At 46.3% G+C, this 15,215-nt stretch carries 11 protein-coding genes and 3 pseudogenes; 10 read left to right on the plus strand and 4 right to left on the minus strand.

Going from position 1 to position 15,215, the window contains the following annotated elements; translation table 11 throughout:
• Positions 1–586 precede the first annotated feature (586 nt).
• The 8 genes and pseudogenes from DFQ00_RS16095 to DFQ00_RS29860 form a co-directional block, all read left to right on the plus strand.
• Positions 587–2,164 (plus strand): response regulator, encoded by a 1,578-nt coding sequence (locus tag DFQ00_RS16095; protein ID WP_167433746.1) that lies wholly within the window; start codon positions 587–589, stop codon positions 2,162–2,164.
• Entirely contained in the window at positions 2,164–3,900 is a 1,737-nt protein-coding gene (locus DFQ00_RS16100) for a sensor histidine kinase (RefSeq protein WP_244213871.1), read from the plus strand. Before DFQ00_RS16095 ends, DFQ00_RS16100 begins: the two co-directional genes overlap by 1 nt.
• Before the next feature lie 120 nt (positions 3,901–4,020).
• Complete coding sequence (locus DFQ00_RS16105; protein WP_110897519.1) at positions 4,021–5,700, plus strand: ABC transporter substrate-binding protein; 1,680 nt, start codon at positions 4,021–4,023, stop codon at positions 5,698–5,700.
• A gap of 131 nt (positions 5,701–5,831) precedes the next feature.
• On the plus strand, positions 5,832–6,803 hold the full coding sequence (locus tag DFQ00_RS16110; protein ID WP_110897520.1) for an ABC transporter permease: 972 nt from the start codon (positions 5,832–5,834) through the stop codon (positions 6,801–6,803).
• 16 nt (positions 6,804–6,819) lie between these two features.
• Complete coding sequence (locus DFQ00_RS16115) at positions 6,820–7,740, plus strand: carbohydrate ABC transporter permease (protein ID WP_110897521.1); 921 nt, start codon at positions 6,820–6,822, stop codon at positions 7,738–7,740.
• A gap of 134 nt (positions 7,741–7,874) precedes the next feature.
• Positions 7,875–8,228: pseudogene (locus DFQ00_RS30400) on the plus strand (carbohydrate-binding protein); the annotation flags it as partial.
• Positions 8,229–8,618, plus strand: a pseudogene (locus tag DFQ00_RS29855) (carbohydrate-binding protein); the annotation flags it as partial.
• 18 nt (positions 8,619–8,636) lie between these two features.
• Positions 8,637–9,518 (plus strand): annotated as a pseudogene (locus DFQ00_RS29860) (glycoside hydrolase family 30 beta sandwich domain-containing protein); the annotation flags it as partial.
• Between the two features lie 74 nt (positions 9,519–9,592).
• On the opposite strand, the gene DFQ00_RS16125 reads toward DFQ00_RS29860, so the two are convergent.
• From DFQ00_RS16125 to DFQ00_RS16140, 4 genes are all read right to left on the minus strand, one after another.
• A complete protein-coding gene (locus tag DFQ00_RS16125; RefSeq protein ID WP_244213872.1) occupies positions 9,593–9,880 on the minus strand; it encodes a barstar family protein in 288 nt (95 codons plus the stop codon).
• Complete coding sequence (locus DFQ00_RS16130; RefSeq protein ID WP_110897523.1) at positions 9,880–10,320, minus strand: ribonuclease domain-containing protein; 441 nt, start codon at positions 10,318–10,320, stop codon at positions 9,880–9,882. The genes DFQ00_RS16125 and DFQ00_RS16130 overlap by 1 nt, the downstream gene beginning before the upstream one ends.
• Positions 10,321–10,358: 38 nt before the next feature.
• A complete protein-coding gene (locus DFQ00_RS16135) occupies positions 10,359–10,856 on the minus strand; it encodes a CcdC protein domain-containing protein (RefSeq protein ID WP_110897524.1) in 498 nt (165 codons plus the stop codon).
• A gap of 147 nt (positions 10,857–11,003) precedes the next feature.
• Positions 11,004–11,897 (minus strand): helix-turn-helix domain-containing protein, encoded by an 894-nt coding sequence (locus DFQ00_RS16140; protein WP_110897525.1) that lies wholly within the window; start codon positions 11,895–11,897, stop codon positions 11,004–11,006.
• A 209-nt stretch (positions 11,898–12,106) separates the two neighbouring features.
• On the opposite strand from DFQ00_RS16140, the gene DFQ00_RS16145 reads away from it, so the two are divergent.
• Both DFQ00_RS16145 and DFQ00_RS16150 read left to right on the plus strand, forming a co-directional pair.
• The gene (locus tag DFQ00_RS16145) at positions 12,107–13,597 is read left to right on the plus strand and encodes a glycoside hydrolase family 43 protein (RefSeq protein WP_110897526.1); all 1,491 of its coding nucleotides are present in this window, start codon (positions 12,107–12,109) and stop codon (positions 13,595–13,597) included.
• Between the two features lie 15 nt (positions 13,598–13,612).
• Entirely contained in the window at positions 13,613–15,148 is a 1,536-nt protein-coding gene (locus tag DFQ00_RS16150) for a glycoside hydrolase family 43 protein (protein ID WP_110897527.1), read from the plus strand.
• Positions 15,149–15,215 lie beyond the last annotated feature (67 nt).

Below are 15,215 nucleotides of genomic sequence, written 5' to 3' on the forward strand. Positions count from 1 at the left end.
GAGTGGCGACATGGTACAGACACAGACGCAAATTTATTTTAATGCGATAAGTAAAAAAAGCGATTGGAGCGTATTTCTGTTATCGAAGTTTTGGTGAGTATGCTTTGCTTCGTTTTTAAGCGAAACGTCCGGGTACTGATCCGGGATGTTTCGCTCTTTTTTTTTGTTTTGATCAGGGCAAGTGTAGTTTCGCGCAATAAAATGAATCATTTACGCATTGAAAATGGTGATAACAACCTATAGAATGGAAGCAATCTCATGCAAATCAGCCGCTAAATGTAAGCGTTTACTATTATATGGGTACATATTTTTGAGCTGCTGATTATTTTAGCCAGATAACTAGGGCGTGTCTGCAAACGCTGAAGGAAGCAGATATTGCCGGATTTTCGTTCCAAGCCAGAACGTTCTTCGCAGGCGTGCCGAGGCACGTCATAGGAAAGCGACGCTGCAGTGGGTGAAAAGGCAGTAGAAGATACACTTCAGCAGGTATCAAGATACGCTCTAGCCCAGCAGTCTTATCGTATTCCGTCTGAAGATGATTTACAGCAGATGGTTATTTTTTTGTAACTGGAAAGGGGAGGGCATCATGTTAAAAGTATTGCTGGTTGACGATGAAATGTATATTCGCAAAGGAATGTATGAGCTGATTGATTGGCATAGTCTGGGTATGGAGATTGCTGGAGAGGCAGAGAATGGACTCGAAGCGCTAAAAAAAGCGGAATGCCTGCAGCCCGACATCATTATTACGGACATTCGAATGCCCATCCTCGATGGATTGGAGTTAATCCGTGCTATAGCAAATTCGCCAACAATGGAACCGGTTTTTATCATTATTAGCGGATACCATGATTTCAAGTATGCTCAACAGGCTATTCGATACGGTGTGCAGGATTATATTCTGAAGCCGATTGATGATGAAGAGATGACGGCAACGCTGCAAAAATCAGCTGACTTGATTCGAAACAATCGAAAGCATGCCTTTCTGGCAGAAGAACAGGCCAGTCGCATTATGTTAAAAGAGATCATTAAGGGACAGGTATGCAAGGAGGATCAGATTCGTTATGCGGACATGCTGGGTATGGACCGTCAGACGTCAATCATGATTGTGTTAATCGAAATTTTGATAGGGACCGAGATGAGACATATTACGGTGCAGCATATTAACGATTTGCTGCAAGCGTCAGGAGGGCAGCTATTCAATGTATACGTTATCGAGGAGCAGCGAGGCAGATTTACCTTAATCCTTCTATGGAGAGATTCACACCAGAAGCGTCGTACAGATGACACAGAAGAGCATCTTCAGAAAATACAGAAAAGATTAAGTGAGCAGCTGCATGCAGATGTGGCACTCTATGCTGGCACGATGGTAAATGACATGAGTGATGCACCACGTTCTTATGCAGAAGCTGATGAAGCATCCCGACATAAATTTGCAGAGCCTGGGAACGTCATTCGTTATTCCGACATAAAGGACAAGCCATTATACGTTTTTAATGTAAATCACGAAGAGGTCGATCCGTTGATTTTGAGCCTGGAAGAGCGCAATCGCGTTGCTTGTCACGCCGTGGTAGAGGAGATGTTCAAGCTGTTTCATCGCCGCCGCTTCTCTCCTCAGGCAGTGACGGGCTCACTTGTGCGCTGTATGACAGGCATTCTGGCTGTAGTTCATGAGATGGGCGGCAGTGAGGCGGGACTGCAGCAGCTCAAGTCACTGGCGGAGCAAGGGCAGGATGGCTGGAACCTGCGTCTTCTCAAGGAAGCGTTTGTTACTGCACTTGAGGAAGCGGAGCAATATATTGCACAGCTACGTACCGAACAGTCCAAGGGGGATATCAACAAGATCAAACGATATATTGATTCCCATTATACAGAGAATATTAGCCTTAAAAGCATTGCCGCCGAGTTTTACATGAATCCGGTCTATCTGGGGCGGCTATTTCGCAAAAGCTATAATCAGTATTTTAACGAGTACTTGCTTCAGCTCCGCATTCAGGAGGCGCAAAAGCTGTTACGTCAGACGGATCTGAGAATGTATGAGGTGGCTGCTCGCATCGGATTTCAGAATGCCGATTATTTTGTGACACAGTTTGAAAAAATCGTCAATATGACTCCTACAGCCTATCGTAATCTGCTGAAAGAGGAAGGACTGCGGGGGGCCGAGTGATGCGCTGGAATCCAAATTACATGAAGCTTCGGGATAAGCTGCTGTTGATGTATGTACTGTCCGTGTTTATTCCGATTGTTTTTACCAATATTGCTTTTTATCAGGTGACAACTGCCAATATTCGCAGTCAGAAAACACGTGATGCAGGGGTAGCGTTAAACAATCTGAAGAATGAGCTGCGCGTTACGATTGATCAGGGGGTAGGACTATCGTATTCGCTCTATGCCGATCCCGTATTTAATGAGACGTTATCCCGTTCTTTTGACAGCCATTCGGAGTACATAAGGGCCTACAATTCCTATCTCAAAGGCGAGTTATCGGGCCAACTCAGCCAAGGCATTCGCTGGTATCAGGTGTATACAGACAACCCGACCATTTTGTCCTCCGGATACATTGAGCATTTGAACGAGGCTGTTCGCAAGTCCAGTTGGTATCAAAAATTGCAGGATCACACTGCGCCTTATCCAACCTTGATTTCAGCCGATCAGGAGTTAAGTCTTGTACAGCGCTTGAACAACAGTGATACCGGTGGAATTGAGCAGCTGCTCAAAATTGACTTTAACATGGACCTGATGAAAGAACAGTTTCGCAACAGCGGCTTTGATGGCAGTGTGTATCTGGTTGATCCGAAAGGGTATATCCGGTTTGCTAGCCATTCCGGTTCAGGCTCGGCTTCTGTCGGAGAGCTATACGGCAATATGGAGTTTCCCAACAAGACGATTCGTTTTGAGCGGGTCTATTCCGGCATTAACTATCTGGAAGGCTGGTCATTGCAAGGGGTTATGGATGAAGAGGCTGTGCTGCAGGAGGTACGCAAATCCAGGTCTTTTGTAGTCTGGCTGGCGTGTATCAACTTTGTGCTGCCTACAATCATTATTGCGGCGATGTCCAGATCCATACATGTCAGGCTGGTGCGGATTCTGAAACATATGAAGAAGGTGAAAACCCAGAACTTTCAGACGATCCCGCCTGAGGATGCCAGAGACGAGATCGGGCAGCTGACTACCGAATTTAACCGGATGACCGAGACGATTCGGGATCTGATTGATGAAGTATACCTTGCGGATATTCAAAAAAAGGACCTGGAGCTGAAAGAGCAGCAGGCTCAGCTACATGCGCTTCATAGTCAGATTAATCCACATTTTCTGTTTAACACACTTGAATCTGTGCGGATGCGGAGTCTGATTAAAGGAGAGAAGGAAACCGCCAAAATCGTGCACCATATGGCCAAAATGTTCCGTAAGTCCATCAGCTGGAACCAGCATGAAGTGACTGTAAAGGAAGAATTGGAGCTCATCGACAGCTTTTTGCAAATTCAAAAATATCGTTTTGGAGAGAAGCTTCAGTATCATGTTCAGGCTGATGAGGCTGCCTTAAAATATCGGATTCCCAAGATGGTTATTCTGCCATTTGTAGAGAATGCGAGTATTCATGGAATCGAGTCCACCCCAGGGGAGGGCTTCATTCAGTTGTTCGTACGTGTAGAAAGGCATGAGCTGCATATCCAGCTGGAGGACAATGGGATTGGCATGTCTGCTACCAGGTTGGAAGAATTGCTGCTTTATCTGGATCAGAATGTGGATATGGGCGAACATGTTGGCATGAAAAATGCTTACAGCCGCTTGAAGCTTTGTTATATGGATCGCTTTTCTTTGTCCATACAATCCGTAGAAGGCAGGGGAACAACAATCCATATCAAACTTCCACTTGAGCATGATCAATGTAAAGGAGAATAATGGAACGATATACTTTTTAAAGAACAAAGTACAGTTTTGTAGGTAACTATGAAAGCGTTATCTTGATATATTGAGAGTGCTTACAGACAACGCTTAATTAAAAAAGGGGGAATACAACACATGTTAAAACCGCTTTTGAAAACGACAGGCTTAGCTGTACTGCTGGCATCCCTTCTGGCCGGGTGCAATTCAAGCAGCTCCTCTCCGGGGGCCTCGCCTGCAGCAGAAAAGGATGATAACAGTCCGGTAACGTTCTCGTATTATATGTTCTCTTCAGGGAAGAAGGACACGTTAGCTAGTGAAACGACGATTGGCAAGGAGCTACAGCAGCAGACGGGCGTAGACTGGAAAATGGAATATCTCGTAGGCGATAGCGCGACCAAAGCGGGTGTCATGATTGCAAGTGGAGATTACCCGGATGTCATCGCTTCCAGTGGAGAAATGTCGAAGTTGCTGGATGCGGGTGCTTACATACCGCTAGATGATTTAATCGAGAAATATGGACCAAACATTAAAAAGGTATACGGACCTTACTTTGACAAAATGAGAAATCCGGAGGATGGCAAAATCTATGCGCTTCCGTATACGGCGAATCAGGGTGAGTATTCAGGAAGTCCAAATGTCGGGGGCGGGGCGTTCTGGATTCAACGTTCTGTGCTGAAGGAATTTAACTATCCGAAGATTACAACACTGGATGAATATTTCGACCTGATTGAGGACTACAAGGAGAAGCATCCAACCGTTGACGGGGCTGAAACGATCGGCTTTGTCTCTCTCGCGGGCGTAGCGAACAACTTCTTCACACTGCAGAATCCAGCGATGCACCTTGCGGGATATCCGAATGACGGCGGCGTTATGGTTGATACGAAAACCCATGTAGCTAGAACGGTTGCCGGAACGGAAGAACAGAAACGATGGATCAAAAAGCTGAATGAGATTAACGCGAAGGGGCTGCTTGATCCGGAATCATTCACGATGAACAAGGACCAGTATCTTGCCAAACTGACCTCAGGCCGTGTTCTCGGTTACTTTAACTATGCATGGCAGATCGGAGATGCGTCCAAAAACCTGCTCGCAGCAGGCATTGATGAGAAGCGTTATGCGCCTCTTCCCATCGTCTTCGATAGTAGCATAAAGGATCAATACATTGATCCTCCGGGGTTTGTAAACAACTATGCAACCGGAATTACCGTAAATGCGAAAGATCCGGAACGGATTATCAAGTATTTTGACAATCTGCTCAAAGAAGAGAATCAGATTCTCATTCAATGGGGCATCAAGGATCAAACCTACAGTGTGGATGAAAAAGGCCGTTTCTATTATGCCAACGACGAGCAGCGCAAAATACATGATGACGTGGAGCTGGGCCGCAAATTCGGTTTCACCTACTTCAGCAATGATTGGCCTCGTTATGGAGGAGAGTCTACTCTGTCGGATGGAAACGCATTCAGTCCGGGGAACCAGCCAGAAGTTGTTGCATCAACCTACACCGAAGGAGATAAAAAATTCCTGGATGCCTATGGCATCAAAACATTTAGTGAACTCTTCAACAAGCCGGAAGAGCGTCCATGGTTCCCGGCATGGTCTATCGCTCTGGAGCAAGGCTCGCCTGAGCAGGTTTTTACTACGAAATCAGACGACCTGCAGCGTAAATATTTGCCTGAGATGATTCTCGGTGCGCCATCAAACTTCGATAAGATTTGGAATGATTATATGGCTGAGTTCAACAAGCTGGACAAAGCGGGTTACGAGAAAAAGATCACCGAAGTTGTGCAGAACCGGGTTGCAGGTAAATGGTAATTCATAAGGGTTAATCAGAGCAATTCAGAACATACAAACTGTTGCGTGCGCTGAAGAAACGGGAATGCATCAACGGAACATCCTTCGACTTCGCGCACGAATAACAGCATGGGGAAAGGAGTATCTGCATCATGGAGAAGCCAAATGTATCCCTTCCATCTGTTCCACCAGTCCATCGTAACAAAGGGGAACAGAAGAACACCTTTTATAGACGGCTGTTACAGCAGCGCACCTTGGCATTTATGTGTATTCCCTTCGTGATCTGGGCGTTTATATTCAAATATTTGCCGTTATGGGGCTGGACGATGGCTTTCCAGAATTTCAAACCGGCAAGAGCTTTCGCCGATCAGCAGTGGGTAGGCATGAAGCATTTCCAAACCTTGTTTGAGGATAACACGTTCTATCGTGTGCTGCGAAATACACTGGTGATGAGCTCGATCAAGCTGGTGCTTGGCTTTGTCACCGCGATTACACTGGCACTGCTCTTAAACGAGCTCAAAAACATTATTTTCAAACGTTTTGTGCAAACGGTGAGTTATTTGCCTCACTTCATTTCCTGGGTTGTTGCTTCAAGCATTGTGCTCACTATACTGTCTCCAGATGGTGTCATTAACCTTATTCTAACGAAGCTTCATCTGATCGACAGTCCTGTACTCTGGATGGGAAAAGGGGAGTATTTCTGGGGCATACTCGGGGCCACTGAGGTATGGAAGGATGTAGGGTGGAACACGATTATCTATCTGGCAGCCATAACCTCCATTGATCCTGCCCAGTATGAAGCAGCAGAGATTGATGGGGCGAGTCGATTCAAGCGCATGCTGTATATTACACTGCCAGGCTTAAAGCCGGTTATCGTCATTTTGTTGATTATGAATATGGGAAGCATTCTGGAATCCGGATTTGAACCGCAATATTTGCTGGGCAACGGAATGAACATGGATTATTCAGAAAACCTGGATATCTTTGTCCTGAAGTATGGTTTGGGACTGGGGAACTTCTCCTTGGGTACAGCAGCCGGGATTTTCAAAACGGTGGTCAGCTTCATCTTCCTGTTCACCGCCAACTATATCGCCAAGAAAATGGGAGAGAGCAGACTATTCTAAGAGGAGGGCCTAGGCCATGCCAAAAGCAAAATCATCCCGCTTGCGGAACAGCAGCGCCGGGGACCGTGCGTTTGATGCATTTAATATCATTTTCATGATCTGTCTAATGATTGTTACCATCTATCCGTTTATCAATATGATTGCTGTTTCACTGAATGATGCCAACGATGCGATTCGCGGGGGCATATATCTGTGGCCGAGGGTATGGACACTGGATAACTACAAATACATCTTTGGTGAATCCGATATCTATCATGCTACGCTGATCTCGGCGCTTCGTACGATCATTGGTACCATTGTATCTGTATTCTGTACTGCAATGCTCGCGTACACCCTCAGTCGTCAGGAATTCGTGCTTCGCAAGTTTGTAACCATGTTCTTTGTGTTCACAATGTACTTCAGCGGTGGATTGATTCCAGGCTACCTGCTAATTCGTGATCTCGGTCTGATTGGCTCGTTCTGGGTATATATCATTCCGGGAGTCATTGGTGTATTTAATATGATTGTCATTCGTTCATTTATCGAAGGACTGCCTGAAGGCATTCTGGAATCGGCTCGCATTGATGGAGCTGGAGAATTTACGACGTTTATGCGGGTTGTTCTGCCGTTAACAATACCGGCGATGGCAACGGTATCTCTTTTCGTAGCTGTAGGTCAGTGGAATTCCTGGTTTGATGTTTTTCTATATAACTCGTCTAACAAGGAATTAAGTACACTTCAATATGAATTAATGAAGATTCTGCAAACCTCGACCACTTCGGCAACCTCTTCAGCAAGTGATGTGTATCAATCTGCCGATAATAGTGGCGTTGCCGTCACACCAACCTCCATTCGGGCAACCATGACGATTATTGCCAGTGTACCGATTCTAATGGTGTATCCGTTCCTGCAGAAATACTTTGTACAAGGGATGACGATTGGAGGAGTGAAGGGTTAGGTACAGGATTAAGTTAGAGCAGGTGTGGAGCAGGGAGTTGTGCAGAGGCTTCACATTTACGAACCAGCTTCAAATCATATACGTCGGGAGATGACCAACACGTGAATTCATTGATCAAAAAATCATTATGCACCATGCTGGCTGCGGTAACGGCATTACCATTATTTTATGTTCCTGTATCCTCCAATGTCATGGCAGCTAATGATGTTGTCGTTAATACATCTTCAACGAAACAAACGATACGCGGTTTTGGCGGCATGACACATTCCGGCTGGATTGGTGATCTTACTGCGGCTGAGCGGGAAACCGCTTTTGGCAACGGGGCAGATCAGCTTGGATTTTCCGTACTGCGAATCCCGATTGATGAGAACAAGAACAACTGGCAGCGGGAAGTAGCAACGGCGAAAAAAGCGATTGAGCATGGTGCGATCGTATTTGCATCTCCCTGGAATCCGCCGAGTGATATGACGGAAATTTTCACGCTGAACATGAGCTCGGGCGGTGGTTCAACGTATGAAGCCGAATCCACAACAACGCTATCTGGAGGTGCTTCGGTAGACACGGCCTTTACAGGATACACGGGTACGGGGTATGTCTCGTTCCAAAATCCGAGCGGATCAGCTGCTCAGTTTAATACCATTCTGATTGGCAGCACGGGTACCAAAAACATCAAGATTCGTTATTCGCTGCCGTCCGGCACAAGTAATGTGGATGTCTACGTCAACGGTTCATTAGCACTGAGCAGCGTACCATTTGAAGCTACAGGCAGCGGAAGTACGTGGAAGGAAAAGTCGATTCAGGTGCCGATGGTGAACGGTACAAGCACTTTAAAGTTTGTGACGACAGGAACAGGTGGACCGAACCTCGACAATATCAATGTGACTGCATTTGTGCAGGATACACAGGCCAAACGTCTCAAATACGACAAGTATGAGGCATATGCGCAATATTTGAATGAGTTTGATACATTTATGAAAAATAACGGGGTTAATCTGTACGCCATCTCCGTTCAAAACGAGCCTGATTATGCGCATGACTGGACATGGTGGTCTCCAGAGGAAATGCTGCGCTTTATGAAGGAAAATGCCGGTTCCATCAACAACCGGGTCATTGCACCAGAATCCTTTTCTTATGTGAAAACGATGTCAGACCCGTTGCTTAATGATCCCCAAGCGTTAGCTAATATGGATATTCTCGGTGCACATACGTACGGCACACAATACAGCGACTTCCCTTATCCTTTATTTGAACAAAAGGGAGCAGGAAAAGAGCTTTGGATGACCGAAGTGTATTATCCGAACAGCGAGACAAATTCCGCAGACCGTTGGCCTGAGGCGCTCGGTGTAGCTGAGCATATGTACAACGCAATGGTTGAAGGAAACTTCCAGACCTATGTGTGGTGGTACATTCGCAGACACTATGGTCCAATTAAAGAGGACGGCACGATCAGTAAACGGGGTTACAGCATGGCGCACTATTCGAAGTTTGTTCGTCCAGGCGATGTTCGGGTAGATGCAACCAAAAACCCGGTGAACGGCGTATATGTATCGGCATATAAAGGAGAGAACAACAAAATCGTTATTGTGGCCATTAACAAAAATACCTCAGTCGTGAATCAACGCTTCACGGTGCAGCAGGCAGTGACCTCCACGGTGTCCTCCTGGATTACAGACAGCACACGTAATTTGGCCGCAGGTTCTCCGTTGCAGGTATCAGGCAATGGCTTCACAGCAAACCTCCCTGCCCAGAGTGTGACAACCTTTGTTATTCAGCCATAAGTAAAGGGAGATCATTCTTAAATCAATGATGAATATGAAATAGTGAAATAGGCAGCCCGCGGGCTGCCTATTGGTTATGAGCTTAATTCCAGTGTAAAGCCATCCACCTCTTGCTCTGCCTCGTGCATAACCTCAACGACCTGATCTGCATAATCACCGAGCAGTTCCCTCGTCGTATCCAGAAAGCTCCAGTGAATCGTTAGTGGCATACGCACTTCACCTGTCAAGGCATCCCATAGGGCATCCAGATTGCATCCATAATGTTCGCCCAATTGAAGCTTGTCCTGTAGCAGCTGATGGAGCGCTTCACGGCTATGTAACTGACGCCCGTCAATCTCAATGATCCGCATACGTTCCTCCATTATTTAATCTCCTGAAATGACTTGTAATGATCCGTCGTTTGATAGATCAGACCGTCACTCGAATACAGTATTCGGTCGCTTCCGCGCTTCCCGCCTTTGTAATGGATGTCCGCTTCATACCAGATTCGGCCTTTTTTGTTAGGAAGCAAGCCTTCACGGTTTCTGAATACATCCCCGCCGATGCTTTTGCCTGGGGCCACTTGTTGTAAATTGCCCTCACTCGGCTCCCAGCCCAGTGTGCGCGCTTCTTTCTTGGTTATATAATTGGGCGGAAGCTCGTGGTGCTCTTTGATGTAATCGGCAACCTCCTGAAATCCCATTTCCTTCGAGATGTGAGCCGTGCCAGAGCTGGTATTGGATACGAGCTGCGAGGTACAGCCTGCAAACAGCAGCGCGGATAACAGGATGAACAGAGGGTACAGCCATTTTCTTAAAAGCATGTTCAGATCTCCTTTTAACGATGACAATGCTTCTAATGTTAATCCGTTTTGGACAATAAATCAATTCTCACGGAGAGAGGCTGAGACTTCGCATGTTGAAATTTCATGAAACTTGCTACTCGCCAGATTCCAATATATGACAGGGCAATGAGATTATTAAGAAAACCCATCGTTTTGGCATCAATATCCGTTATGAACAGCAAATCGAGATATCGAATGAAAAAAATAACAATAATGAGCAGATAAAGAGAAAGGTTTTTTTCATAATACATGTATCCATCTGATCGGCGTTCGAATGATGTCACCAGAATTAACGGGATGGACAGAACGGCGCCGATTGTAATGGAGCTAAGCACTCTGCCTGATGTAAGCACCAGTGCGGGGTCGAACAGTTCAAACAAGCAAGTAGCGATATAGAGTATCGGGATTAACAGCTTGCGCCCTGACTCATGCAGCGGCTTTTGACTGCCCTGGATAACCCCTCTTAGAATCAATAACACGATGAGTAATGAGATGGATAAGGAAATGACATTCATAGTAGACACCTCTTCTTGGATTGGTTTACATTCAGTATCCAGGATTTGGTCATCAAGCAGAAGTGAACAAAGTAATCTGGATCAGGTGACTTTTGTCATTTTTTATACGTCGAAGACACGTTTTCACAACAAAAAACACCAAGCCGTTTATGGCATGATGTTGTTGGGTATGATTTGCTGGCTAAACGGGGAAGCTTCGGCTTCACGCCGTTGTTTCATATATTTTCCTGGTGAGATGCCTACAATTTTGGTAAAGCTTCGAATGAAATTGGCATAGTCACTAAATCCCGACTGGTAACAGGCATCGGTAATGCTCATGCCATCTCGAAGATGCAGCTTGGCTAATTCGATACGCCGACCCAGGATGTAGGAACGAAGGGTTAGCCCGGTATGCTTTTTAAACTGTCGACTTATTGAAGTGCTGTTCATGTAGAATTCTTCGGACAGTATGCCGAGAGTAATATCTTGAGTAATATGTTTATCAATATATTGCATCGTTTTTCGCACCAGTTCTGGCATAATATCCTGAGGCACGAAGGTATTATGTTGAAACCACTGATTGATCAGGACCAGCATATGCGCCATGGCTGCATTGGTTCTGACATCGGCACCGAATATATTATATGAAGCATAACGCTCAATCTGCTGGGTCCAATAGAGTAGCTGGTTTAACTGATCATCTTGCAGATGAATAATATTGCCTGTACCTTGCGGACGATGGTCAAAGCAGGACAACAAATTGGTCAGCACGGTAGAGAGCTGGGAAACATATGTCTTCTTCAAATTGATGGTGATGCGTTCATATTCCGTTTCATCCAGAATGAGCGTGCGATGCATCTCGTCGGGAGAGATGACAAGAAGATCTCCGCGCCGCATGGGATAACAGCGATGATCAACATAGAAATGCACATGACCCTTCAAAAATAAAAAGATTTCGTATGCATTATGCCGATGATAACTGGATTCTAGCTTATATGACGTTGAAGGATGACGGTATAACAATTCAGGCTGAATGGGATCATAAAAGTACTCAGAAGACATCTGATGTAGGCACCTCCTGTCATTTCACGCAATAAATCAAGCAAACAACGCAATGAAATTGGATTCAGGTTCACTTAAAATGTAATCATCCTATCACGAAGACGTTTGTTTTGCAAACGCTCTCTATTTGTTATGCCCAAAAGTTGCACAATCTCATTGAAGTTGAATACTATCAGGTAGATTCATTCTATTTTCTGGAGGAATACGAGATGAATAATGAAATGATGCCGCAGGCTATTGAGCAGCGGGAGATTGGCAAGCTTCGCCCTAACGCTAACCCTTTAGTGGCTCACAAATTCGGTGCTGATCCATATGCGCTGGTATACAACAATCGTGTCTATCTGTATATGACAAGTGATAAGCTGGAATATGATGCAGATGAAATCCCTCAGAAAAATAGCTATCAGTCCATTAACAAAATAACGGTTATCTCGTCGGAGGATCTGATGAACTGGACGGATCACGGAGAGATCAAGGTGGCAGGGCCAGAAGGGGCGGCTACCTGGGCATCACAATCGTGGGCTCCGGCAGCGGCACATCGCTTGATTAACGGGCAAGACCGTTTTTATCTGTATTTTGCCAATAACGCAAGTGGAATTGGTGTATTAAGTGCTCCAACCCCGATCGGTCCCTGGTCAGACCCGATCGGGAAAGCGTTGGTGACAAGAGCGACCCCTGGGGTGGAAGACGTCACTTGGTTATTTGATCCGGCTGTGCTGGTGGATGATGACAATCAGGCCTACCTCTATTTTGGCGGAGGTGTTCCTGAAGGAAAGCCTCAGAGACCGGACACAGCGCGAGTGATGCGACTTGGAGCAGATATGGTCAGTGTTGAGGGGAGTGCCCAAGTCATCCCTGCGCCCTTTATGTTTGAGAATTCAGGCATACATAAGCATCAAAACATATATTACTATACGTATTGCTCGAACTTCTTTCAGGTGGAGCGTGATGAAGATAGTCCGCCGCCGGGGGAAATCGCATATATGACGAGTACGCATCCGATGGGTCCATGGACATATCAGGGAACCATTTTGAAAAATCCGGGGCATTTCTTTGGAATTGGCGGCAACAATCACCATGCCATTTTCCCGCTTGGAGCTCAGTGGTACATTGCTTATCATGCGCAAACGCTGTGTCAGGCTATGGATATTCCCGAAGGTTATCGTTCTACACATTTAAATCTGGTAGAGTATGAGGAGACGAGCGGCCGAATCAAGGCTATCCACGCAGATTACGCAGGGGTGGAGCAGCTGAAGTCGCTTGACCCGTTTCATATTGTTAGCGGTTCCACAATAGGCTGGAGTGCCGGGGTGAACACACGTGAATTGCAACAGAACGACCAGACCCAGTCCCGTGAGCCTGAGCCGAATCCGTTGGTTAGTCAGCTGCATGCGGGCAGCTGGATTGCTCTGTCGCGTGTCGATTTTGGCAAGCAAGGTGCGGCTGCTTTTACCGCATCGTTACGCAGTCTTGGCGGTGCAGGTATACTGGAGCTTCGATTGGGAAGCGAAGATGGAAATTTGATCGGTAGTGTGCATATTCCTGCAGCTGAGGACAGTCAAGAATGGATGGAAGGCACGACTTCGATTACAGGTGCGGCGTGTGTTCATGATCTGTATCTTGTATTGAAGTCGGCGGAAAACCATCCGAACAGCAACCCGTGTATTCTTTTGCAACAATGGACATTTGAAAAGGCTTAGGAGGTATATGACAGCATGCATACAAACCCGATCATTTGGGCGGATTATCCGGATGTAGATGTCATTCGGGTAGAGGATACGTATTACATGGTAAGTACAACCATGCATATGATGCCCGGCTGTGTCATTCTGCGTTCCTATGATCTCATACATTGGGAGACGGCTACCTATGTGTATGACAGACTGGACAATACGCCAGCGCAGCGGCTGGAGAACGGCAAGCAGATCTATGGCAAAGGCATGTGGGCCGCTTCGCTGCGCTATCATCATGGCAAATTTTACGTCATCTTTGTGGCGAATGATACTCGTCAGACGTATCTCTATACCGCGGATGAGATTAATGGACCGTGGCATAAACAGATTGTGGAAGGATTCTATCACGACTGCTCGCTGTTTTTTGACGATGACGAGCGGGTGTATCTGGTGCATGGGAACAGAGAGATTCATCTGACCGAATTAAACGCGGATCTGTCCGGGCCAAAGCCTGATGGGAGGCACCGCATCATTGTGACGGATCATCAGCCGCATTATCTGGGCTACGAGGGTGCACATTTCTATAAAATTGATGGCATTTACTATGTATTTCTGATTCATATGACCAAGGCGGCCGGACGCAGAACACAAGCCTGCTACCGGGCTGATTCGCTGGATGGAACATTTATTGGCGGTGAAGTGTTTGACGATGACATGGGGTACTTCAACTCGGGAGTCGCTCAAGGCGGCATTGTGGATACACCGGATGGAGAGTGGTATGGTATGCTGTTTCAGGATCATGGTGCGGTCGGACGAATTCCGGTGCTGGTTCCCGTGAGCTTCATAGAAGGCGTACCTGTTTTTGCCAAAGAAGCTCCGAAACAAGTGAATATTGTCAGTACAAGACCTGATTATTCATACAAGCCACTGGTGGCAAGCGATCGCTTCGAATATTCATTGGATGATCGGGGACAGGCTCGACTAAGTGATGTTTGGCAATGGAATCACACCCCGCATGATGAGTTGTGGTCAGTTACCGAGGCTCCGGGTGTGTACCGGATTCGTACAGGTCAGCTTAGTCCAAATTTGACGTTTGCGGTCAATACACTAACCCAGCGTTCGATGGGTCCAGCGTATACGGCCCGTATAACACTTGACGGTAGCGGGCTGAACGACGGTGATTATGCTGGACTATGCTTCCTTATCGGCACCTATGGTCTGATTGCACTTACCAAGGAAGCAGGTCAATATTATCTTGTTATGCAATCAAGAGAGAGTGAGGATTCCAGTATTTTCGGAAACCTGATTGATCAGGCGCCTGCGACAGAGCATGCTCGTATTCCTGTTCAGGGTGCGGTTGTGACGCTGCAGGGTTCGGCCAATTTTGTGGAAAATCAAGATGAATGCCGTTTTGCCTATCTTGACGGAACGGAGTGGAGAAGCCTTGGTGTTGCCCACAAAATGGTCTATAAGCTGGATCATTTTATGGGCTGTAGAATAGGGCTGTTCCTTTACTCCACACAAGAGATTGGTGGACGGGCTGACTTTTCAAAGTTCGAATATGAACTCCTGCAATAAAATGCATTGCAAAATAGTCGATAAAAAGTCGCCCACCGGCGGCTTTTTCGTACTCACAGGCGATAAG

The sequence above is a fragment of the Paenibacillus barcinonensis genome, assembly GCF_003217495.1.
Taxonomy (GTDB): Bacteria; Bacillota; Bacilli; order Paenibacillales; family Paenibacillaceae; genus Paenibacillus; species Paenibacillus barcinonensis.

What these genes read in the sequence shown, in the direction of transcription:
- DFQ00_RS16110 (WP_110897520.1), top strand. Translation starts at nt 5,832, where the DNA reads ATGGAGAAGCCAAATGTATCCCTTCCATCTGTTCCACCAGTCCATCGT.
- DFQ00_RS16100 (WP_244213871.1), top strand. Translation starts at nt 2,164, where the DNA reads ATGCGCTGGAATCCAAATTACATGAAGCTTCGGGATAAGCTGCTGTTG.
- DFQ00_RS16140 (WP_110897525.1), bottom strand. Translation starts at nt 11,897, where the DNA reads ATGTCTTCTGAGTACTTTTATGATCCCATTCAGCCTGAATTGTTATAC.
- DFQ00_RS16115 (WP_110897521.1), top strand. Translation starts at nt 6,820, where the DNA reads ATGCCAAAAGCAAAATCATCCCGCTTGCGGAACAGCAGCGCCGGGGAC.
- DFQ00_RS16145 (WP_110897526.1), top strand. Translation starts at nt 12,107, where the DNA reads ATGAATAATGAAATGATGCCGCAGGCTATTGAGCAGCGGGAGATTGGC.
- DFQ00_RS16135 (WP_110897524.1), bottom strand. Translation starts at nt 10,856, where the DNA reads ATGAATGTCATTTCCTTATCCATCTCATTACTCATCGTGTTATTGATT.
- DFQ00_RS16150 (WP_110897527.1), top strand. Translation starts at nt 13,613, where the DNA reads ATGCATACAAACCCGATCATTTGGGCGGATTATCCGGATGTAGATGTC.
- DFQ00_RS16095 (WP_167433746.1), top strand. Translation starts at nt 587, where the DNA reads ATGTTAAAAGTATTGCTGGTTGACGATGAAATGTATATTCGCAAAGGA.
- DFQ00_RS16125 (WP_244213872.1), bottom strand. Translation starts at nt 9,880, where the DNA reads ATGGAGGAACGTATGCGGATCATTGAGATTGACGGGCGTCAGTTACAT.
- DFQ00_RS16130 (WP_110897523.1), bottom strand. Translation starts at nt 10,320, where the DNA reads ATGCTTTTAAGAAAATGGCTGTACCCTCTGTTCATCCTGTTATCCGCG.
- DFQ00_RS16105 (WP_110897519.1), top strand. Translation starts at nt 4,021, where the DNA reads ATGTTAAAACCGCTTTTGAAAACGACAGGCTTAGCTGTACTGCTGGCA.